This is a genomic window from Phenylobacterium sp. 58.2.17 (assembly GCF_026411515.1).
GTDB lineage: Bacteria > Pseudomonadota > Alphaproteobacteria > Caulobacterales > Caulobacteraceae > Phenylobacterium.
On the sequence record NZ_JAPMTQ010000028.1, the window covers coordinates 23146 to 42678 of the forward strand.

The 19533-nt window shown below is 66.5% G+C and carries 18 protein-coding genes, 3 tRNA genes and 1 pseudogene (1 of these 22 only partly in view); 16 read left to right on the forward strand and 6 right to left on the reverse strand.

Annotated elements, in window-relative coordinates; all coding sequences use genetic code 11:
* Positions 1–45: 45 nt before the first annotated feature.
* The 10 genes from OUA97_RS15955 (at position 46) to OUA97_RS16000 (ending at position 9349) form a co-directional block, all read left to right on the forward strand.
* The gene (locus OUA97_RS15955; protein WP_267233020.1) at positions 46–1476 is read left to right on the forward strand and encodes a DHA2 family efflux MFS transporter permease subunit; all 1431 of its coding nucleotides are present in this window, start codon (positions 46–48) and stop codon (positions 1474–1476) included.
* 82 nt (positions 1477–1558) lie between these two features.
* Positions 1559–2155 carry a DUF3011 domain-containing protein gene (locus tag OUA97_RS15960; RefSeq protein WP_267233021.1) on the forward strand — a complete coding sequence of 199 codons (597 nt, stop codon included), beginning with the start codon at positions 1559–1561 and terminating at the stop codon, positions 2153–2155.
* A gap of 85 nt (positions 2156–2240) precedes the next feature.
* Complete coding sequence (locus tag OUA97_RS15965) at positions 2241–3689, forward strand: amidohydrolase family protein (RefSeq protein WP_267233022.1); 1449 nt, start codon at positions 2241–2243, stop codon at positions 3687–3689.
* A 205-nt stretch (positions 3690–3894) separates the two neighbouring features.
* Positions 3895–6294: an endopeptidase La gene (lon, locus tag OUA97_RS15970; RefSeq protein WP_267233023.1), complete on the forward strand. Its 2400-nt coding sequence runs from the start codon at positions 3895–3897 to the stop codon at positions 6292–6294.
* 159 nt (positions 6295–6453) lie between these two features.
* Positions 6454–6726 carry an HU family DNA-binding protein gene (locus tag OUA97_RS15975; RefSeq protein ID WP_267233024.1) on the forward strand — a complete coding sequence of 91 codons (273 nt, stop codon included), beginning with the start codon at positions 6454–6456 and terminating at the stop codon, positions 6724–6726.
* A 70-nt stretch (positions 6727–6796) separates the two neighbouring features.
* Positions 6797–6873, forward strand: a tRNA-Val gene (locus OUA97_RS15980).
* A 138-nt stretch (positions 6874–7011) separates the two neighbouring features.
* Positions 7012–7593, forward strand: coding sequence for a hypothetical protein (locus tag OUA97_RS15985; RefSeq protein ID WP_267233025.1), 582 nt, complete (start codon positions 7012–7014; stop codon positions 7591–7593).
* 74 nt (positions 7594–7667) lie between these two features.
* Positions 7668–8054, forward strand: a complete 387-nt coding sequence (locus OUA97_RS15990) for a hypothetical protein (RefSeq protein WP_267233026.1) — start codon at positions 7668–7670, stop codon at positions 8052–8054.
* A gap of 61 nt (positions 8055–8115) precedes the next feature.
* Positions 8116–8787, forward strand: a complete 672-nt coding sequence (locus OUA97_RS15995; RefSeq protein WP_267233027.1) for a C39 family peptidase — start codon at positions 8116–8118, stop codon at positions 8785–8787.
* Between the two features lie 4 nt (positions 8788–8791).
* A complete protein-coding gene (locus OUA97_RS16000) occupies positions 8792–9349 on the forward strand; it encodes a hypothetical protein (RefSeq protein ID WP_267233028.1) in 558 nt (185 codons plus the stop codon).
* A gap of 2 nt (positions 9350–9351) precedes the next feature.
* Here the strand turns inward: OUA97_RS16000 and OUA97_RS16005 are convergent, their stop codons facing one another.
* Together OUA97_RS16005 and OUA97_RS16010 are read right to left on the reverse strand one after the other, a co-directional pair.
* Entirely contained in the window at positions 9352–10668 is a 1317-nt protein-coding gene (locus OUA97_RS16005; protein WP_267233029.1) for a transporter, read from the reverse strand.
* A 47-nt stretch (positions 10669–10715) separates the two neighbouring features.
* A complete protein-coding gene (locus OUA97_RS16010; protein ID WP_267233030.1) occupies positions 10716–11273 on the reverse strand; it encodes a sigma-70 family RNA polymerase sigma factor in 558 nt (185 codons plus the stop codon).
* Between the two features lie 504 nt (positions 11274–11777).
* On the opposite strand from OUA97_RS16010, the gene OUA97_RS16015 reads away from it, so the two are divergent.
* From OUA97_RS16015 to OUA97_RS16040, 6 genes are all read left to right on the forward strand, one after another.
* Positions 11778–12713, forward strand: a complete 936-nt coding sequence (locus OUA97_RS16015) for an aldo/keto reductase (protein WP_267233031.1) — start codon at positions 11778–11780, stop codon at positions 12711–12713.
* A gap of 5 nt (positions 12714–12718) precedes the next feature.
* Entirely contained in the window at positions 12719–13186 is a 468-nt protein-coding gene (locus OUA97_RS16020; RefSeq protein ID WP_267233032.1) for a nucleoside deaminase, read from the forward strand.
* Positions 13187–13306: 120 nt separating this feature from the next.
* Complete coding sequence (locus tag OUA97_RS16025) at positions 13307–14566, forward strand: cytochrome P450 (protein WP_267233033.1); 1260 nt, start codon at positions 13307–13309, stop codon at positions 14564–14566.
* A gap of 82 nt (positions 14567–14648) precedes the next feature.
* Entirely contained in the window at positions 14649–16568 is a 1920-nt protein-coding gene (locus OUA97_RS16030; RefSeq protein WP_267233034.1) for a flavin-containing monooxygenase, read from the forward strand.
* 10 nt (positions 16569–16578) lie between these two features.
* Entirely contained in the window at positions 16579–16989 is a 411-nt protein-coding gene (locus tag OUA97_RS16035; RefSeq protein WP_267233035.1) for a GFA family protein, read from the forward strand.
* Between the two features lie 81 nt (positions 16990–17070).
* Positions 17071–17646, forward strand: a complete 576-nt coding sequence (locus OUA97_RS16040; protein WP_267233036.1) for an NADPH-dependent FMN reductase — start codon at positions 17071–17073, stop codon at positions 17644–17646.
* On the opposite strand, the gene OUA97_RS16045 is transcribed toward OUA97_RS16040, so the two are convergent.
* From OUA97_RS16045 to OUA97_RS16060, 4 genes and pseudogenes are all read right to left on the reverse strand, one after another.
* A complete protein-coding gene (locus OUA97_RS16045; RefSeq protein WP_267233037.1) occupies positions 17643–18260 on the reverse strand; it encodes a Pr6Pr family membrane protein in 618 nt (205 codons plus the stop codon). The genes OUA97_RS16040 and OUA97_RS16045 overlap by 4 nt on opposite strands.
* Positions 18261–18373: 113 nt before the next feature.
* Positions 18374–18502: pseudogene (locus tag OUA97_RS23470) on the reverse strand (PEPxxWA-CTERM sorting domain-containing protein); the annotation flags it as partial.
* 685 nt (positions 18503–19187) lie between these two features.
* Positions 19188–19264, reverse strand: a tRNA-Asp gene (locus OUA97_RS16055).
* Positions 19265–19480: 216 nt separating this feature from the next.
* A tRNA-Asp gene (locus OUA97_RS16060) sits at positions 19481–19533 on the reverse strand; it runs 119 nt beyond the window's last position.

Below are 19533 nucleotides of genomic sequence, written 5' to 3' on the forward strand. Positions count from 1 at the left end.
CCCCGCGGACCAGCGCCGCGGGGCCCTTTTCGTTTGGGAGCGGCGATGAGCCAGATCGGGGCGACGCCCTGCGACCGCGGCGTGGTCGCCGCCACCGAGCCTGCCGTGACCCCCGTCAGCGGTCGGCTGGTGCTCGCCGGGACGGTGCTGGGGTCGAGCCTAGCGTTCATCGACGGATCGGCGGTGAATTTGACCTTGCCGGTGATCCAGCGCCAGCTGGGCGGCGACGCGGCCGGCGCCCAGTGGATCATGAACGCCTATGCGCTGATGCTGGGCGCGCTGGTGCTGGCGGGGGGAGCGGCGGCCGACCGCTATGGCCGTCGCCGGGTGTTCGTCGTCGGCGTGGTGCTGTTCTCGGCGGCCTCGGCGCTGTGCGGCGCGGCCCCGAACCTGACTTTGCTGATCATGGCGCGGGCGCTGCAGGGCGTGGGGGCGGCGCTGCTGGTCCCGGCCAGCCTGGCGTTGCTGGGCGCGTCGTTCGACGAGGAGGCGAGGGGACGGGCGGTCGGCGTCTGGGCCGGCGCCAGCGGCCTGATGAGCGCCATCGGCCCGGTGCTGGGCGGCTGGCTCACCGACGTGGTCTCATGGCGGGCGGTGTTCCTGATCAATCTCCCTCTGGCCGCCTTGGCGGTCGGGTTCATCCTGTCCGGGGCCCGCGAGAGCCGCGAGCCGGCGGCCGGACCGGTGGATTGGAGCGGAGCAGTCTGCGCCACCCTGGGGCTCAGCGCCCTGACCTGGAGCTTGACCCAGGCTTCGACGGCGGGGGGCTCGCCGGCGGTCTGGGGGCTCGGCGCGGCGGGGGCGTTCCTGCTGGCGGCCTTTGTTCACATCGAGCGCAGGGCGACCAGCCCGATGGTCCCCTTGGACCTGTTCCGAAGCCCGGCCTTCTCGGGGGCGAATTTGCTGACCTTGCTGCTCTATGCAGCGTTCGGTGGGGCGCTGTTCCTGCTGCCCTTCCAGCTGATCAGGGTTCATGGCTATCCGGCGACGGAGGCCGGGGCGGCGCTTCTGCCGCTGTCGATCGGTCTGGCGGCGCTGTCGCCGATCTCCGGCGTCCTGTCGGGGCGCATCGGGGTGAGGGCGATGCTGACCATCGGTCCCCTGCTGGCCGCCGCAGGCTTCGCAGGCCTGGCCTGGAGCGCACGGGACGGCGCCTACTGGACCGGGGTGTTTCCGGGGTTGGCCGTGCTGGCGTTGGGCATGGGGGTGGCGGTGGCGCCGCTGACCGACGCGGTTCTGGGCGCGGTCCCAAACGCCTACGAAGGCGCGGCGTCTGGGGTGAACAATGCGACGGCGCGGATCGGCGGCCTGCTGGCCGTCGCCCTCGCTGGGTTCGTCTTGGCCCCAGGCGAGGCCGGCGGCGAGTCTATGACCCAGGCTTACCAGGCGGCGATGATCGCCGCGGCCTGCGCCGCCGCCGCCGCCGGTCTGGTCGGGGCGTTCGCCATGCGGCCTCAGCCCTCCGCCGGCCGCTGACAAGCGCTATTCTCAACAGGAGGCTGCTGGCGCTAGGGTGAAGGTTGAGAGGCGTCGGAGTTCAGGAATGCGTGTAGGCTTGATGATTGCCGCGTCGGTGCTCGGTCTTTTGACCGCGCCGGTCACGCCGGCCTACGCGGACTCTTACGTTGACTGTTCGTCGTCGGGATACGCCCGGAACTACTGCCCGGTCAGGTCCGGCGGCCGGGTCTGGCTCGACTACCAGTACAGCAACAGCAACGGCGCCTGCATCGAGAACCGGAGCTGGGGCTGGGACGGAGGCGGGATCTGGGTGGATCGCGGTTGCCGTGGCCGTTTCCGGGTCGAAGATCGCTATGGCGACAACGGCAAGAGCGACAAGGACAACACCGCCGCGGTCGTCGGCGGCCTCTTGCTGGGCGGCCTGCTGCTGGGCGCGCTGGCGGCCGGCTCGAAGGACAAGGGCGGCGGATCGTCGCCGGAGGCGCGCCAGGCGGTCGACAGCTGTTCGAGCGAAGCCATGAACCAGGCCTCGCGCTATGGCGCCCGCGCCCGGATCGACCAGATCACCAAGACCAGACCACAGGGACAGGGCCATTCGGTCGAGGGGGAGGTCACCGTCGACGTCGGGCCGCGGTCGGTGACCTACAGCTTCGACTGCGACTACGACGGCCGCTACGCCCGCGTCGAGCTGAACTGAGGCGCGGCGGCCGCGCGACGATATGTCGGGGACGCCGCGGCCATGAGCGGCTAAACGACGCCTTCAGTTTTCCGGAAGGCCCAGATTGCGTAACCCGACCCTTGCTGCTCCTCTCGCCATCGCCCTGCTCATGGGCGGTTCCGTAGCCGCCTACGGGGCCGAGAGGGTCGATCTGCTGATCGTCGATGCGACCGTCATCGACGTGGCGACGGGCAAACTCTCCAAGGGCGCGGCTATCGCGGTCCGTGGCGACACCATCATCGCGGTCGAACCGACCGCCAAGGCCAAGGCTGACTTCACCGCCAGCCGGACCATCGAGGCCAAGGGACGCTTCGTGATGCCCGGGCTGTGGGACAACCATGTCCACTTCGGCGGCGGCCGCGAGCTGATCGGCGAGAACAAGGCCCTGCTGCCGCTCTATGTGGCGCACGGCGTGACCACGGTTCGCGACGCTTCGGGCGACCTGCCCGATGAGGTGCTGGCCTGGCGCGGGGAGGTGGCGTCCGGCGCCTTGTTCGGCCCGACCATCTTCACCTCCGGCCCGAAGATCGAGGGCGTGAAGCCGATGTGGAAGGGGACGATCGAGGTCGGAACCGAGGCCGAGGCCGATGCTGCGCTGGACAGGCTGCAGGGCCTGAAGGTCGACTTCGTGAAGATCACAGAGAACACGCTGACGCCGCAACTGTTCCTCTACACGCTCAGGCAGGCCAAGGCGCGCGACCTGGTCACCTCGGCCCACATTCCGGCCGCGATCACGGTCGACATGGCCAGCGAGGCCGGGCTCAGTTCCATCGAACATATGGGCTATGCGCTGCGGATGGGCTCGCCGCAGGAGGCGCAGATCGCCGCCGACGTCGCGAACGGCAGGATTTCCGGGGCCGAGGCCACCAACCGGACGCTGGCGAGCTTCGACGCGGCCACCGCCATGGCCGGCTTCCGCCGGCTGGCGGCGCGGGGAACCTATGTCTCGCCGACCCTGAACGGCAGCAAGGCCACCGCCTATCTCGACCAGGACGATCACAAGGGCGACGCCTACCTGGCCTATATCGGCAAGGGCCTCCAGGCGACCTATGCGTGGCGTGTGGAGCGGGCGGCGAAGGATGATGCGGCGGCGATCGCGCGGCGGCACGCCATCTACGAGAAGAACGCCTCGCTTGTGCCGATGCTGCAGGCCGCTGGGGTGTCGATCCTGGCGGGGACCGACGCCGGGTTCCTCAACTCGTTCAACTATCCGGGCATCGGCCTGCACGACGAGCTCAAGATCTATGTCGACGCCGGGCTGTCGCCGCTGCATGCGCTGCAGGCCTCGGTGGTCAACGGACCGCGCTTCCTTGGCCATGCCGACCGCTATGGCGCGATCGCCGCGGGCAAGGCCGCCGACATCCTGATCCTCGAGCGCAATCCGCTCGCCGATATCGCCGCCACACGCGCGATCGACGGCGTCGTGCTCAAAGGGCGGTACTTCGACCGGAAAGCTCTGGATGAAATGTTGAAAAGCGCGGCGGAGGCCGCCGCCCGCTCCGGCGGCGCTTGAGTATCGAGCCGCATCGTCCCTAGATGGATCGAGGGCATATTTGCGGCTGCGCTTGAATGACGGTCGTAAGCGTCCACATAAATGAGCCGATAAGCCGCCTTCGAAGGCGGACGGGCCGTCCGACTCAGACGCATCGTCTGAAGTAACCGCGGTCCGGGGGCCGAGCCTGATCCTCCAACAGGCCGGCAGGAGTTAAGAACGCATCATGTCCGAGATTAAGACCCTTCCCATTCTACCGCTGCGGGACATCGTGGTGTTCCCGCATCAACCGGTGCCGCTCTTCGTGGGCCGGGAGAAATCCGTACGCGCGCTCGAAGAGGCGATGCGGGGCGAAGGCAAGCAGATCCTCCTCGCGACCCAGAAGGACAAGGACGACGACGATCCGTCGCCCGAGGCCATCTATGACGTCGGGGTCGTGGCGACGGTTTTGCAGCTGCTGAAGCTTCCGGACGGCACCGTGAAGGTGCTGGTCGAAGGCAAGGCGCGCGCCGGCATTTCCCGCTTCACCGCGCAGGACGAGTACTACGAGGCCGAGATCGCCTTCATTTCCGAGGACGGCGCGGCTTCGCCCGAGGCCGAGGCGCTGTCGCGCGCGGTCGTCGAGCAGTTCGAGAACTACGTCAAACTGAACAAGAAGGTGCCGCCGGAGGCGCTGGCCTCCATGCCGCAGGTCGACGCGCCCGGCGAATTGGCCGACCGCATAGCCAGCCACCTGTCGGTGAAGATCGCCGAAAAGCAGAGTCTGCTTGAGATCTTCAACGTCGTAAAGCGCCTGGAAAAGGTCTACGCCCTGATGGAGGGCGAGATTTCGGTCATGCAGACCGAGAAGAAGATCCGGAACCGCGTGAAGCGGCAGATGGAGAAGACCCAGCGCGAATATTATCTCAACGAGCAGATGAAGGCGATCCAGCGCGAGCTGGGCGAGCAGGACGATCAGCGCGACGAACTGATCGAGCTCGAAAAGCGCATCAAGAAGACCAAGCTGTCCAAGGAGGCCCGCACCAAGGCCGAGGGCGAGCTGAAGAAGCTGCGCAACATGAGCCCGATGTCGGCGGAATCCACCGTCGTGCGGAACTACCTCGACTGGCTGCTCTCGATCCCGTGGGGCAAGACCAAGACCAAGACCATCGACCTGGTGAAGGCCGAGGAGATCCTGAACCGCGACCACTTCGGCCTGGAAAAGGTCAAGGAGCGGATTCTGGAGTACCTCGCCGTGCAGGCGCGGGTCGGCTCGCTGAAGGGCCCGATCCTCTGCCTGGTCGGCCCTCCCGGCGTCGGCAAGACCTCGCTGGGCAAGTCGATCGCCGAGGCGACCGGCCGTGAGTTCGTGCGCGTCTCCCTGGGCGGCGTGCGCGACGAGGCCGAGATCCGCGGCCACCGCCGGACCTATATCGGCTCGATGCCCGGCAAGATCATCCAGTCGATGAAGAAGGCCAAGTCCACCAACGCCTTCTTCCTGCTGGACGAGATCGACAAGATGGGCAGCGACTACCGGGGCGACCCGGCCTCGGCCTTGCTCGAGGTGCTGGACCCGGCGCAGAATTCGACGTTCGGCGACCACTATCTGGAAGTCGACTACGATCTGTCGCCGGTGATGTTCGTCACCACGGCCAACAGCCTCAACATGCCCCAGCCGCTGCTGGATCGCATGGAGATCATCCGCATCCCCGGCTACACCGAGGATGAGAAGGTCGAGATCGCCAAGCGCCATATCCTGCCCAAGCAGACCAAGGACCATGGCCTGAAGCCGGAAGAGTTCATCGTTCCGGACGAGACCATCCGCGACTTGATCCGCTACTACACCCGGGAAGCCGGCGTCCGCTCGCTGGAGCGGGAACTGGGCAACCTGGCGCGCAAGACGGTGCGTGACCTGGGCCGTGAGAACGTCACCTCGATCACGGTCGACGCCGAGCGGCTGGCCAAGTACGCGGGCGTTCAAAAGTACCGCTACGGCGAGACGGACGAGGAAGATCAGGTCGGGATCATCACCGGCCTGGCCTACACCGAGTTCGGCGGCGACATCCTGACCATCGAAGCGGTCAAGATGCCGGGCAAGGGCCGGATGTCCATCACGGGCAACCTGAAGGACGTGATGAAGGAGTCGATCCAGGCGGCGGCCAGCTATGTTCGCAGCCGGGCGACGCACTTCGGAATCGAGCCGCCGGTCTTCGAGAAGACCGACGTGCACATCCACGTGCCGGACGGCGCCACGCCCAAGGACGGCCCGTCCGCCGGCGCGGCCATGGCCACGGCCATCGTCTCGGTGCTGACCGGCATCCCGATCCGCAAGGACATCGCCATGACCGGCGAGGTCACGCTGCGCGGCCGGGTGACGGCCATCGGCGGCCTGAAGGAGAAGCTACTTGCGGCCCTGCGCTCCGGCGTGAAGACCGTGCTGATCCCGCAGGAGAACGTGAAGGATCTGGCTGATATCCCGGACAATGTGAAGTCGGCGCTGGAGATCGTCCCGGTCTCCAATGTCGATGAAGTCCTTGCCCGGGCGCTGATTCAGCCTCTGACTCCGATCGAATGGAACCCTGCCGAGCAACCGGCGGTATCGGTTGCGGCCGATGACGGCTCCGATGAGGCGATGATCACCCACTAAACGGTGGAAAACTGAGAAAAAATAAGGCGGCGCGGGGTCTCTCCGCGCCGCCTTTGTTTGACGGGCGAGAATCGACCGCCATAATCGCGCAACGCGAAGCAGCCTCGCGCTTCCGCGAGAGGTTCGCGGTTTGAGATAACGGGCTGGGAGAGACAAGAAATGACCAAGGCCGAACTCGTCACGGCGATCGCCGACAAGGCGGGCCTCAACAAGGCTCAGGCGAAGGACGCTCTGGAAGCGTTCATCGACAGCGTCACCGAGTCGCTGAAGGCGGGCCAAGAAGTCCGACTCGTTGGTTTCGGCAGCTTCGTGCCGGTGACCCGCGCGGCGGGCACCGCGCGTAACCCGCGCACCGGCGAGACCGTGAGCCGTCCGGCTTCGAAGACGGCGCGTTTCCGCGTCGGCGAAGGCCTGAAGGGCTCGCTGAACTAAGAACCGTTCAAGCGGTTTTTGTTCAAGGGCGGCTTCCCGGCGTGGAGGTCGCCCTTTTCGCATTCTATGAGGGCGGCTAGCTCAGCTGGTCAGAGCACCTGGTTTACACCCAGGGGGTCGGGGGTTCGAACCCCTCGCCGCCCACCACACGTCCCGAACGGAGCCGCAGGCGGTTCACAAATCGGGCTCACGGTCATGTGATCCGAACTCTCCCTATGTCCCGCCGGTTCTGGCGGCCGGAGGACAGGCGCCTCCAAACATCAGCGACCCTGGGAGGGTGACCTTATGAAATCCAAGCTTCTCACTTCGGCCGCCGCGTTGGTGATCGGCCTCGGCATGAGCACCATGGCGATCGCGCAGGTCGACAACACCTCCGCCGACAACACCTCGACGGCGACGGTGAACCAAGCGACCACTGACAACTCGAACAACTCGACTACCGACAACTCCAACAACTCGACTACCGACAACTCCAACAACTCCACCACAGATAATTCCAACAATTCGACGACCGACAATTCGAACAATTCCGACAACTCCAACAATTCGGATAATTCGAACAGCTCGGACAACTCGAACAGTTCGACGACCGACAACTCCGACAATTCGGACAACTCGGACAATTCGACCACGGCGACCTACACTGCCGTATCGACCCAGACGCTCAGCGGCTCGGTCACCGGTTCTCCGGTGTCGAACACCGGCGGCGACGGCGCGACCGGTTCGATCACCACTGGCAACGCTTCGTTCGACGGCGCCGCGTTCGGCGGGATCCAGACCGCCAACGCCAATTCGGGCATCAACTCGCAAGGCCAGGCGGCGACCTCGCTTTCGGCGAACGCCAACATCAGTTTCGGCGCTCCGTAAGCGTACTCGGGCCGGCGTCCGCCCGGACGCCGGCCCGCACTCGCATCCGCGGCTTCGGCGATTTGGAGGGAGCGATGTCCAGGTGGAAGTTCGGTGGGCTGGCTGGCCTGGTCGTCCTCGGGGCCTCAGGCCCCGCGCTGGCGGAAGATGCGCCGGCCGGGCGCACCGTAACGTCAGTCGAGGCGATAGCTGCGCCGGAAGGACTTAGGGTCGCGCCGATCGGCGACACCGAGCTCGGCGCCATCAGCGGCGGGCAGGGGGTGGTTGTTGAAGCGCTGTCGAACCAGCAGCTTTCGGCCAGCAACTCCGGATCGGTCGCGGCCGACCAGGTCGCCACGGGCAATGTCGATTTCTCAACGGGCGACTACTCCGGGATCGGCAACTTCGTCGTCAACACCGGCAACAACAACAATCTGCAGGGTGTGATCAGCGTCAATATCGCCACCCTTGGCGGATCCTAGGCGCAGACTCATGCCGCTTCAGGGTCGACAATCGGCCGTCGCAGCGATCGCTGGCGCGATAATGCTGGCGAGCCCAGCGACGGCGCAGATCGCCTTTTCGGACGGCGGGTCGCTCTATGCACTTGATCGCGTCACGACCTTTCGCGACATGCCGTTCCAGACCGTCGTGCGCCAGCAGTACGACTACAGCTGCGGCTCGGCGGCCCTGGCGACGCTGCTGCGCTATCACTACGGGGTCGACGTCACCGAGGTCGACATCTTCAAGGCGATGTACGCAGGGGGCGATCAGGCGAAGATCCAGAAGGTGGGCTTCTCGCTACTCGACATGAAGCGCTACCTGGAGGCGCGCGGCTACAAGGCCGACGGCTACCGCGTCGATGCGGACGCGCTGACCCACGCCAAGTGGCCGTCGATCGCGGTGATCACGGTGGGGACCTACAAGCACTTCGTGGTGGTGAAGGGCGCCGGAGCGGGCCGTATCCTGGTCGGCGACCCCGCGCTGGGACTAAAGTCCTACCGCCAGGCCGAGTTCGAGAAGGTCTGGAACGGCATCATATTCGGGATTCATTCCGGACCAGGCCGCGGCCTCTACAACACCTCGTACGAATGGGCGGCGGCCACGACGCCGCTGGCCGGCCAGCCGTTGACGGACGAGTCCCTGGCCGCCCTCACGATGCAGCTGCCGCCGCTCTACCAGGTGGTCTGGGAGAACCGACCGGCGGCGGGGTTCTGACGCCATGCCCTGTCTTTCGATCCTCGCTGCGCTGATCCTAAGCCTGATCATCGGCGTGGGCGGGGCGTCGGCGCAGCGGGCGGTCGGCGGCGGCGCGCCGCTGAGCGATGAAGAACTGGCCGCGGAGCGGGGCGGCCTGCGGTTGCCGACCGGGATGGAGGTCGGGTTCGGGGCGTCGGTGCGCACCTTCGTCGACGGCGCTCTGGTCCTGGAAACCAGGCTCGTGTGGACTGACCTCGGAGCCGTGCAGACGCGGGCGGCGCCCCACCCGCCCCAAGGGCAGAGCGGTCAGGTCACGCTGTCGGAGGGGGCGGCGCAGCTGCCGGGAGTGGCGCTGGCCGGAGACGGTGGCTCGACCGTCGTGCTGCACGAGTTGAGCGCGGCGCGCATCTCCAACATCGTGGTCAACACGGCGAGCAATCGCGACATCCGCCAGGAGGTTCAGATCGACCTGGCGATTCCGGAGCTGACGCAGTTCCAGCAGACGGCGGTGCAGGAGCGCGCCAACATGCGCATGATGGAGGCGGTCGGCGCGGCGCTGCGCGACGCCGTCCGTCCCTGATATCAGAAGGAGTAGGGCGCGCGCACCGTCAGCCGCATATCCGGCGCGTCGCTGGTCACCCCGAATTCGAAGCTGTTGATCAGGGTGAGGCGTCGGTTCAGGCGGTAGGAGAGGCTCATCTGAAGGGCGCCGATCGAGAGGCTGTTGGAGCTCTGCGTCGTGTTGTTGATCTCAGTGTCGGTCGGGAAGATGTAGTGGTGGGAGTAGCCGAACGAGACGGAGAACTTCGGATTGAGGGCGAGCCCGAACCCGATGCTGGCGTTGACGCCGTCGCCTGGGTCCACCTCGCCGACGAAGATGTTGTTGCCGACCGCTTTGTCGACCGAACCAGCAAAGTTGTGCAGGTAGCTGATCCCGCCGTAGATCACTGCGGGATCGCTGGGGTAGAGCATCGTCAGCCCAAGCTCGGTCGCCCAGAAGCCGGAGCCGGTCGCCAGGCCCTTGGCGACCGCAAAGTCATCGAAGTCGACGTCGTAGGGGCCAACGCCAGTGTCCGACTTGACCCGGAGGCCGGCGACGAAGATCGGCCAGCCGTTGTCGCCGCTGTTGAGTTGGTAGCGCCCGGACACCTCGACGTCGCCGAGGTCGTTGGCGTCCAGTTCCATGGTGCGGGTGACGGCGCGGTCGGCCGCGGCGACGGTGGTGATGCGGTCGTGGCGATAGACGTAGGGGACGCGGGCCTCGACTTCCAGCCGGCTGCTCAGGCCATAGCGCGCGGCCAGCGTGCCGACGACGGAATCGCGATCGGCGTCGCCCGCCTCGATCAGGCCGAGATTGATCCCCGGCACGATTTCGACCCCTCTGAAGGTCAGGCGGTTCGTGCTGCTGCGCACATACTCGACGGTCGGGTCGAACACGAAGCGGCCGGCCGGCGTCAGCACGCCGAGGCGTTCTGGGATGGCGGCGACCTCGCGCGCCTTCTGTTCGGTGGTCGCTGCGGGCGGGGCCTCGCCCACCGGCCGGGGCGGCATTGGGGCGGCGGCCGTCGTCGTCGGCGCCGGCCCCAACGGCGGATTGAGCGGCGTGGCCTGCTGGGGAGCCGCAGCCCGGCCAGCGCGGATATCCGATAGGGCCTCGTCCCGTGTGGCGCGCAGGGCCCGCAGTTCCAGCTCCTGCTGTTGAATGAGAGCGGCCTGTTCGGCCAATCTGCGCTCCTGGACCGACAACCGCGAGGACTGGTCGATCAGCAACGCTTCGATGCGCGCGAGCTTGGCGGAGACGTCCTCCTGGGCCCGGGCCGGAGCGGTGGTCGCGAACGTGACGATCGCAGCGCCGATGATCGCCAGGCGACGCAGGGAGCGGGAGGGTGCTGTGGTCATCTGCTCGGATCCGAACTGTGGAGAGCCCCTTAGCCGGCGACTAAACGTCAGGCCCGACCTGGGAGTTCATTCGCACCCCGAGGGGCGGCGGGACGGCGCGCGAGATGGCGGCGCGCGGCGGGCAGGTCGTAGTCGAGCAGTTCGGCCAGACGGGCGCGCGCCCTGCTGACGCGACTCTTCAGGGTGCCGGTCGCGCAGCCGCAGACTTCGGCGGCCTCATCGTAACTCAGCCCGGCGACGACGATCAGCAGCAGGGCGTCGCGGGTGTCCGGCGTCAGACGGTCCAGCGAGCGCAGCAGGTCGCCGAATTCGACCTGCCACTCCTGCTCCGGCGTGCAGGACAGTTGGGCCGTCAGCTTGCCGTCGGCGTCCTGAACCACCAGGCGGCGACGGGCATGGTTCGAATAGAAGATGTTGCGCAGGATCTTGTAGAGCCAGGCCTTCAGGTTGGTTCCGGGTTCGTAGGCGGTGCGGAATCTCCAGGCCCTCACGAGGGTGTCCTGAACCAGGTCGTCTGCCTCCGATCTGGAGCGTGTGAGACTCATGGCATAGCCGCGCATCATCGGAATCAGGGCGATGACGGCGTCTGGGAACACGTCGCGCATCGGGGGTAGCCCTCCTGGTCGCGAGGGCTCTGCGGGCCCCCGTCCTTTACGCCTCCCCCTTTCGACCTGCGGTGCGAAGTCCGCAGCGCCCGTATCGAATAACGTTGTTATTATTCTCTGCGGTTTTCGTATTCAAGGCCAGCGATGGTGTTGTGGGGTTTCGACCTGAGGTGAGTGCTGCAACCATGTCAGAAACGTGTCAGTTGGCGTCGATTCATGGTCTGGCTTGTTACGAAGTGTTAAGGCGAAATATTGGTAGTGGTATTTTCCTTCGTTTGGAAAAGAACGCGATATCGTGTAAATAAAACTTATGTGTAACGGGTGGTGTCTATTCCTTTGGGGTCGGCCGGCGGCGCCTCAAGCCGTTGTGGTGAGCCGGTTTCAGATAGCGGCGGCGGCTGGGTCGGGCTTGCATCCAAGGCGCTGAACCGGCTACCCACGCGGTGACTAACGCAAGCGTTGCGCGCGCCAACGCGAATTCTAGGCGCCGTCCCGGACCAGACCTTGCCAAGCCTCGCCGATCCCGTCCGCTCTCGCGCCCTTGGCCGCACCGGCCTCAGTGTTTCCGAGATTGGCCTCGGCTGTGCGAGTTGGTGGGGACAGAAGGCGTTCGACGAGCGGGAGGCGGTGAACCTCGTGCATGCCGCCCTGGAGCGTGGAGTCACCTTCCTTGACACGGGGGCCGCCTATTCCGGCGGCGGGGCCGAGCCGCGGCTTGGCCGAGCGCTGAAGGGCAGGAACCTCGAGCGGGTGGTGGTCGCCACCAAGGCTGGCACGTTTCACGATGGCCGCCGGGTGGCGCGCGATTTCCGGCCGCAGGCGATCATCGCCAGCGTCGAGCGGAGCCTGCGCAACCTCGGCCTGGAGCGTCTGCCGCTGCTGCAGCTGCACGGCCCTGCGATCTCCGAGCTAGACGACGAGATGCTGGCGACGCTGGAGGAGCTGAAGCGGCGCGGGCTCGTCGGCGCGGTCGGCGCCAACAGTTTCGACCCGGCGGTGATCGACCACATCATCGGGCTGGCCGTCTTTGACGTCGTGATGGTCGACTACAACGTCCTGCGGCCCGAACGCGCGGCGTTGATCGCTCGGGCGGCGCAGCAGGGCAAGGGCGTGCTGGCCGGGATGGCGCTGGCCATGGGGCACGCCAATCGGCAGGTCATGCGCCTGCGCGCGCCGCGGGACGTCTGGTATGCCCTGCGCGCGCTCAAGAACCACCGTGGCGACATCGCCAAGGGCGCGCGGTTCGGCTTCTTGGGGCGGCTGGATGGCCTGTCGGCGTCGCAAGCGGCGCTGGCCTACGTGCTGGCCGACCCTCATGTGTCCTGTGCGGTGGTCGGGACGACGCGCATGGCGCACCTGATCGACAATCTGGGCGCCTCCGGCGTCACCCTGTCGCCGGCGGTCATGGATCAGATCCGGCGCGCCCAAGGCGTGGAGTAGCGGCGATGCCGACCGAGGCGGATTTCCTGGCGCAAGCCGTGGACCTGGCGACGGCAAATGTCCTCGACGATGGCGGACGGCCGTTCGGCGCGGTGGTGGTCAAGAACGGCGAGGTGATCGCCACCGGCGTCAACGAAATCGGCGCGACGGGGGATCCGACCGCCCACGCCGAACTGACGGCGATGCGCAGGGCGGCGCAGGCGCTGGGCGTCCCGCGGCTCGACGGCTGCGTGATCTACGCCAGCGGCCAGCCATGTCCAATGTGCCTGGCGGCGATGCACATGACCGGGGTGGCGGCGGTGCGCTTCTGCTTCTCGAACGACGAGGCCGAGGCGTTCGGCCTGTCCACGGCCGCTGTCTACGCGCAGATGGCCATGCCATTGGACGCCCAGGCGATCGACATCCGCCAGCAGGCGGTCCCTTGCGACGGGCCCTCGCTCTATGCGGTCTGGAAGTCGCGACAGGCTCGCTGAGAACCGAACTTAGTTTGGATTCAAAGGTTTGTTGTGGGGACCGGCGGATTGGGCTTTCATCGGTCCAACGGCGCCGGCGGCAGCTGCGACCAGGCGTCGATCACACAGGGAGATCGCGCGATGGCTGACGGCGCCATGAAGCTGGCCGACGAGGCCAAGGCCAGGGCCTATTCCTTGCCGCTGGAGGAGTTCAATCCCGGCGACCCTGATCTGTTCCGCACCGATACTCACTGGCCCTACTTCGAGCGGCTGCGGCGCGAGGACCCGGTCCACTGGTGCAAGGACAGCGAGTTCGGCCCCTACTGGTCAGTCACCAAGTTCAACGACATCATGGCCGTGGACACCAACCACGGGACCTTTTCATCGGAAGCCGCCCTGGGCGGGATCACGATCCGCGACGCGCGGCCGGACCTGCGCCGCCCCAGCTTCATTTCGATGGATCCGCCCAAACACGACGTGCAGCGCAAGACGGTCAGTCCAGTGGTCTCGCCCGCCAACCTGCAGGTGCTGGAACCGATCATCCGCGAGCGGGCCGGGCGCATCCTCGACGAACTGCCGGTCGGCGAGACCTTCGACTGGGTCGACCGGGTGTCGATCGAACTGACCACCCAGATGCTGGCGACGCTGTTCGACTATCCGTTCGAGCATCGGCGACGGCTGACGCGGTGGTCGGACGTGGCGACGACCCTGCCGATGCCGGGGGGGCTGTGCGAGACCGAAGAGGCGCGGCAGGCCGAACTGATGGAATGCCTGGCCAGCTTCACCGAACTCTGGAACCAGCGGGTCAACCGCCCGCCGGCGGGAGACCTGGTCTCGATGCTCGCCCATGGCGAGGCGACGCGGAACATGAGTCCCGACGAGTATCTCGGCAACATCATCCTGCTGATCGTCGGCGGCAACGACACCACCCGCAACTCGATCAGCGGCGGGCTGCTCGCGCTCAACCAGAACCCCGAACAGTACGACAAGCTGAAGGCGAATCCGGCGCTGATCCCGTCAATGGTCTCGGAGATCATCCGCTGGCAGACCCCGCTGGCCCACATGCGCCGCACGGCGCTGGAAGACATCGAGCTGGCCGGCAAGCAGATCCGCAAGGGCGACAAGGTGGTCATGTGGTACGTCTCGGGCAACCGTGACGACGAGGTGATCGCCAATCCGGACGCCTTCGTCATCGACCGCGAGCGGCCGCGCCAGCATCTGTCGTTCGGCTTCGGCATCCACCGCTGCGTCGGCAACCGCCTGGCCGAGATGCAGCTGCGCATCGTCTGGGAGGAGATTCTGAAGCGCTTCAAGCATGTGGAGGTCGTCGGCGAACCGCGCCGGGTCCGCTCCAGCTTCGTGAAGGGCTATGAGACGCTGCCGGTCCGCATTCATGCCTAGCTGACGTGGCGGCGCCCTTTCCCTGGGGCGCGAGAGGCGTAGTCTCCTCGCATAACAACGATCACCAGGGCGGAGACGTGTCATGGCGGTGGACCTCGGGCCTCTCGACCAGGCGTTGGCGACGGCGCATCTGCCGGCGCTCTCGGCGGCGCTCGTGCACCTGACCGGCGATCCCAGTTGGCTGCGGCCCGAGTGGCGGCCGGCCTACACGCCGCTCTCGCGGGGCGAGACCGGGGTGCCGGAGGTCGAGCAAGCGAAGATGCGAGCGCTCGCCAAGACGGCGATCACCGACTACCTGACGGGCAAGACCCCGATGGCGGCGACGCCGTCGCCGGCCATGGTCCGGGAAATGATGAGCTTCGTGGCCGGGGCCGACATCCCCGACAGCTATGGCGACTTCCTCACCGACGAACTGGCGCTGGACGGCCACTCCTCGAAGGATCCCGACTGGTCGCCGGAGCTGAAGACCGTCGCGCGCCGGCTGCATGTCCTGGTGGTCGGGGCCGGGATGTCGGGCCTGCTGACTGCGCTGCGACTCGAGCAAGCCGGCGTGCCGTTCCAGGTGGTCGACAAGAACGCCGACGTTGGCGGGACCTGGCTCGAGAACACCTATCCCGGCTGCCGCGTCGACTCCTCGAACCACATGTATTCCTACAGCTTCGAGCCGAACCACTTCTGGCCGCAGCACTTCTCCACCCAGCCCGTGCTGCTGGACTATTTCCGCGGCGTCGCCGCCAAGCATGACCTGAAGAAGCACATCCGCTTCTCGACCACGGTCGAGGAGATGGTCTGGGACGATCATCGCGGCGTCTGGAAGGTCCGCCTGAAGACCCCGGAGGGCGTCGAGCATGTGGAGGCGAACGCCGTCGTCACTGCGGTCGGCCAGCTGAACCGGCCGCGATATCCGGAGATCAAGGGCCGGGAGCGCTTCGCCGGACCGGCCTTCCATTCAGCCGAATGGCGTCACGACGTCGACCTGACCGGCCAGCGCGTGGCCGTCATCGGCACCGGCGCCAGCGCCTATCAGTTCGTGCCGGAGATCGCCGGCAAGGTCGCCAGCCTGACCGTCTTCCAGCGCACCCCGCCTTGGGGGTTCCCGGTGGCGCACTATCACGAGGACGTCCCCGAGGGGATGAACTGGCTGATGGAGCACGTGCCGTTCTACGACAAATGGTACCGCTTCTGGATGTTCTGGATGGTGACGGACGGCCTGTTGCCGATGGTCACCGCCGATCCTGGCTGGAACGGCCCGCCGACCGCGGTCAGCGAACTCAACCAGGGCTTCCGGGACATGATCGCGATGGCCATCGCCGAGCAGGCCCCGAACCGGCCCGACCTGATCGAGAAGGTGATCCCGACCTATCCGGTTGGCGGCAAGCGCTCGCTGCTCGACAATGGCGTCTGGATGGCCGCGCTGCAGCGACCGAACGTTGAGCTGGTCACCGACTCCATCGCCGAGATCACCGAGACGGGCGTCACCACCGCCGACGGCAAGTCGCGCGACTTCGACGTGATCATCTATGGCACCGGCTTCCATGCATCGAAGTTCCTGTGGCCGATGAAGGTCAAGGGGCGCGGCGGGGCCGATCTGCACGAGACCTGGGGCGCCGACCCGCGCGCCTATCTTGGCATGACCACGCCAGGCTTCCCGAACCTGTTCATGATCTACGGACCGAACACCAACATCGTCGTCAACGGCTCGATCATCTTCTTCTCCGAGTGCAGCGTCCGCTACATCGTCGGGTGCCTGAAGCTGTTGGCCCAGACCGGGGCGACGGCGATGGAGCCGCGCCGCGAGGTGCATGATGCGTTCAACGAGCGGGTGGACGCAGGCAACAGCCTGATGGCCTGGGGCGCGCCGCAGGTGAGCAGTTGGTACAAGAGCGAGAGCGGCCGCGTGAGCCAGAACTGGCCCTTCGCTCTGGTCGACTACTGGCGTGCGACGCTGGCGCCCGACCCGGATGATTTCGTGCTGACGAAGAGCGCCGAACTGGTCGGCTAGGGGCGGGGTGATGAGTGAACTTCAAGGCGGTTGCGCCTGTCGAAAGATCCGCTTCCGGGTCAGCCAGGCGCCGATGGGGGTGGGCGTCTGCCATTGTCGGCAATGTCAGTACAGCTCCGGCGGCGGCCCGAATTACGTGGCGTTGGTGATGCGCGAGGCCTTCGAGGTGACGCAGGGCGAGCCGAAGGCGTTCGTCAGTCCCGGCGGCAGCGGGCAGGACGTGCTGCGGGCGTTCTGCGCCGATTGCGGCACGCCGCTCTACTCCGACCCGGTGGTGCTGCCGTTCCTGGCCGTGAAACTGGGCGGCCTCGACGATCCGTCGGCGTTGTCGCCGGGCATGCACATCTGGACCGTCGACGCGCCGTCCTGGCACCAGATGACGCCCGGCCTGCCCGTGTTCGAGCGCGGGCCGCCCGGATAGGCGCGCGCGTCATTCCAGCGGACGACTTCGAGGCCCCGGGGCGGCTATGCTGGGGGCGATAGGCTTGCTCGGAGAATCGCCATGGCCCTGAAGCTCAACGTTATCGTCTGTTCGACCCGCCCTGGACGTGTCGGTCTTTCGATCGGTCGGTGGTTCGAAACCTACGCCAAGGAGCATGGCGGCTTCGATGTCAGCCTCGAAGATCTGGCCGACTACGCCCTGCCGGTCTTCGACGAGCCTCACCATCCGCGCCTGCGCAAGTATGAACACGCCCACACGAAGGCCTGGAGCGCGAGCGTGGAGAGCGCCGACGCCTTCGTGTTCGTGACGCCCGAATACAACTTCGGGCCGCCGCCCTCGCTGGTGAATGCGATGAACTACCTGGTGCTCGAGTGGCACAACAAGGTCGCCGGCTTCGTCAGCTATGGCGGGGTGTCAGGCGGTATCCGCGCCACCCAGACCGAGAAGCTGATGATGACCAGCTTCAAGATCATGCCGCTGCCCGAGCAGGTGATGATCCCGATGTTCAGCCAGCATTTGGACGAAGAGAAGCGCTTTACGCCCAACGATATCCACCTGGGCTCGGCCAAGACCATGCTGGACGAGTTGGCTCGCTGGGCCGCGGCGCTGAAGGGAATGCGTGAGGGGGCGGCCTAAGCCCTGCGGCCCAGGAGACGGTTGAGCAGCACGAAGCCCAGCCCGAACGCCAGGAACAGGGCTGCCATCACCCCCATGTTCGCCAGCACCCGCGCGTAGCCGAGATCGGACACGTCAAGGAAGGGGTAGGGGTAGAAGCCTGCGAACGGACCGCGCGCCAGGCTGTAGATGCCGAAACCAAGGGGGAAGACGAGCCAGGCGGGCGCCATCGACGGCCGCAGGGCGCCCTTGGGCGTGAACGCGAGCCAGTCGAGCAGAAGCATGGCCGGCGTCACGTAGTGCAGGGTGATGTCGGCGATCAGTTGGAGGCCCTGCGGCTTCCAAAGGCCCTGCAGCACGGCGATGTAGGTGAGGGCGGTCACGCTCGTATAGAGCACGACCGCAGTGCGCGCGGCCGGGGCGGCGAAGAGGCGACCGAGCGGGCTTGCCGGGGCGAGCGTCGGGGCCGACATGGCCAGCGCCGCCAGCAGGTTGCTGAGAATGGTGAAGTAGCTGAAGAAATTGACGGTCCGGGTGGCGAAGTCCGCGCCTGCCTGCCCCTGGACCATCAGAAAGTAATGCAGCAGCAGTCCGAACCAAACCACCAGCGCCGCCAGACTGCGGTAGGTCCTCATGCGCGCATCCTCCGTCGACAGTGCAGGTGTCCGCGCGTCGGAGGGAATGGTCAAGTCTCAGGGATCCAGGGGCGTGCTCCGGGGCGGGAGAGCCGCCGCCCCGGAGGTGGTTGCTAGGCGTGGGCGGTCTTGGCCCGGCGGCGGGCGGCCCGGATCGTCGCCCCGGTCATGCCGAACCCGACGATCATGATCGCCCAGGTCGCCGGCTCCGGCACGCCCGAGAGGATCGCCGACGAGCTGGCGTAGTCCCAGGTCCCTTTGAAGCCCTGGGTCCCGTAGGTGTTTCCATATAGCCCTTCGCCCGGTTCGATGCGGAAGTCGGAGAGCCGGAAGACCGGGATCGTGTCGGTCGAGGTCGGCACCATCTCGCCGGAGACGCCAGTGACCTTGCCGCCGGCGAAGCGGATCGACGGATCGGCGTAATAGTTTTCGTCATCCACGTAGATCGGGAAGCCGTCGTACATCTCGTGAATCGAATTCCAGGTGAGGCCGCCGACGTCGAGGCGCCAGAACTCCTCGCCACCGGTCGGCAGGCCATATAGCCCGGCCACGAAGCCTCCGCCCTGGTCGAAGGCCCAATCGGCGTTGAAGCGCGCGGTCAACGTGACGATGTCGCCCACCGCCAGATTTTGATCGACCCCAGTGTTGAGTTCCCATGGGCCGTAGCCCAATTCGCTCACCAGCTCGCCCTTGAGCGTGATCTCATAGTAGCGGGCCGCCTCGGCTGATCCGGCCCAGAAGCAGGCCGCCGCCGCAATGGCGACTGCCGGCGCATGAATTCTTGGCATAGCGTCCTCCCTCATTGGGAGAAGCGGACGCCCGGCGCTACCTCAAGTCAAGCGGAGCCATTTCAAGTTTTTCGTGGGAAACGACGCGCGCGCCAGCAGTGGCCGCTTTGCCCTATGTTCTTGAGTTTTCGGGGGGAAGTGGCGCGAATGACGGGGCTCGAACCCGCGACCTCCGGCGTGACAGGCCGGCGCTCTAACCAACTGAGCTACATCCGCGTGACGGCGACGTCGCCGCGAGGGGCGTCTGATACCCCACCTGAATCGGAATCGGAAGGGTCTAGGTGCGGGGATGTGAGAGCCGTCGGTCAGTCGCAGACGCGTGGCGGAGGCTTGACCGGTATGGAGCCCGCTAAAATGGCGTTCTGTGCGGCGCAGCCAAGTCGGCTCAGCGACGCTGCGCCTTGCGTTAAGTTCTTGTGGGGAAAGAAGAAGTGGCGCGAATGACGGGGCTCGAACCCGCGACCTCCGGCGTGACAGGCCGGCGC

Bases quoted from the DNA above. Each gene is read 5' to 3' on its own strand.
- OUA97_RS15955 (WP_267233020.1), top strand. From the start codon at position 46: ATGAGCCAGATCGGGGCGACGCCCTGCGACCGCGGCGTGGTCGCCGCC.
- OUA97_RS15960 (WP_267233021.1), top strand. From the start codon at position 1,559: ATGATTGCCGCGTCGGTGCTCGGTCTTTTGACCGCGCCGGTCACGCCG.
- lon (WP_267233023.1), top strand. From the start codon at position 3,895: ATGTCCGAGATTAAGACCCTTCCCATTCTACCGCTGCGGGACATCGTG.
- OUA97_RS15975 (WP_267233024.1), top strand. From the start codon at position 6,454: ATGACCAAGGCCGAACTCGTCACGGCGATCGCCGACAAGGCGGGCCTC.
- OUA97_RS15985 (WP_267233025.1), top strand. From the start codon at position 7,012: ATGAAATCCAAGCTTCTCACTTCGGCCGCCGCGTTGGTGATCGGCCTC.
- OUA97_RS15990 (WP_267233026.1), top strand. From the start codon at position 7,668: ATGTCCAGGTGGAAGTTCGGTGGGCTGGCTGGCCTGGTCGTCCTCGGG.
- OUA97_RS15995 (WP_267233027.1), top strand. From the start codon at position 8,116: ATGCTGGCGAGCCCAGCGACGGCGCAGATCGCCTTTTCGGACGGCGGG.
- OUA97_RS16000 (WP_267233028.1), top strand. From the start codon at position 8,792: ATGCCCTGTCTTTCGATCCTCGCTGCGCTGATCCTAAGCCTGATCATC.
- OUA97_RS16005 (WP_267233029.1), bottom strand. From the start codon at position 10,668: ATGACCACAGCACCCTCCCGCTCCCTGCGTCGCCTGGCGATCATCGGC.
- OUA97_RS16010 (WP_267233030.1), bottom strand. From the start codon at position 11,273: ATGCGCGACGTGTTCCCAGACGCCGTCATCGCCCTGATTCCGATGATG.
- OUA97_RS16020 (WP_267233032.1), top strand. From the start codon at position 12,719: ATGCCGACCGAGGCGGATTTCCTGGCGCAAGCCGTGGACCTGGCGACG.
- OUA97_RS16025 (WP_267233033.1), top strand. From the start codon at position 13,307: ATGGCTGACGGCGCCATGAAGCTGGCCGACGAGGCCAAGGCCAGGGCC.
- OUA97_RS16030 (WP_267233034.1), top strand. From the start codon at position 14,649: ATGGCGGTGGACCTCGGGCCTCTCGACCAGGCGTTGGCGACGGCGCAT.
- OUA97_RS16035 (WP_267233035.1), top strand. From the start codon at position 16,579: ATGAGTGAACTTCAAGGCGGTTGCGCCTGTCGAAAGATCCGCTTCCGG.
- OUA97_RS16040 (WP_267233036.1), top strand. From the start codon at position 17,071: ATGGCCCTGAAGCTCAACGTTATCGTCTGTTCGACCCGCCCTGGACGT.
- OUA97_RS16045 (WP_267233037.1), bottom strand. From the start codon at position 18,260: ATGAGGACCTACCGCAGTCTGGCGGCGCTGGTGGTTTGGTTCGGACTG.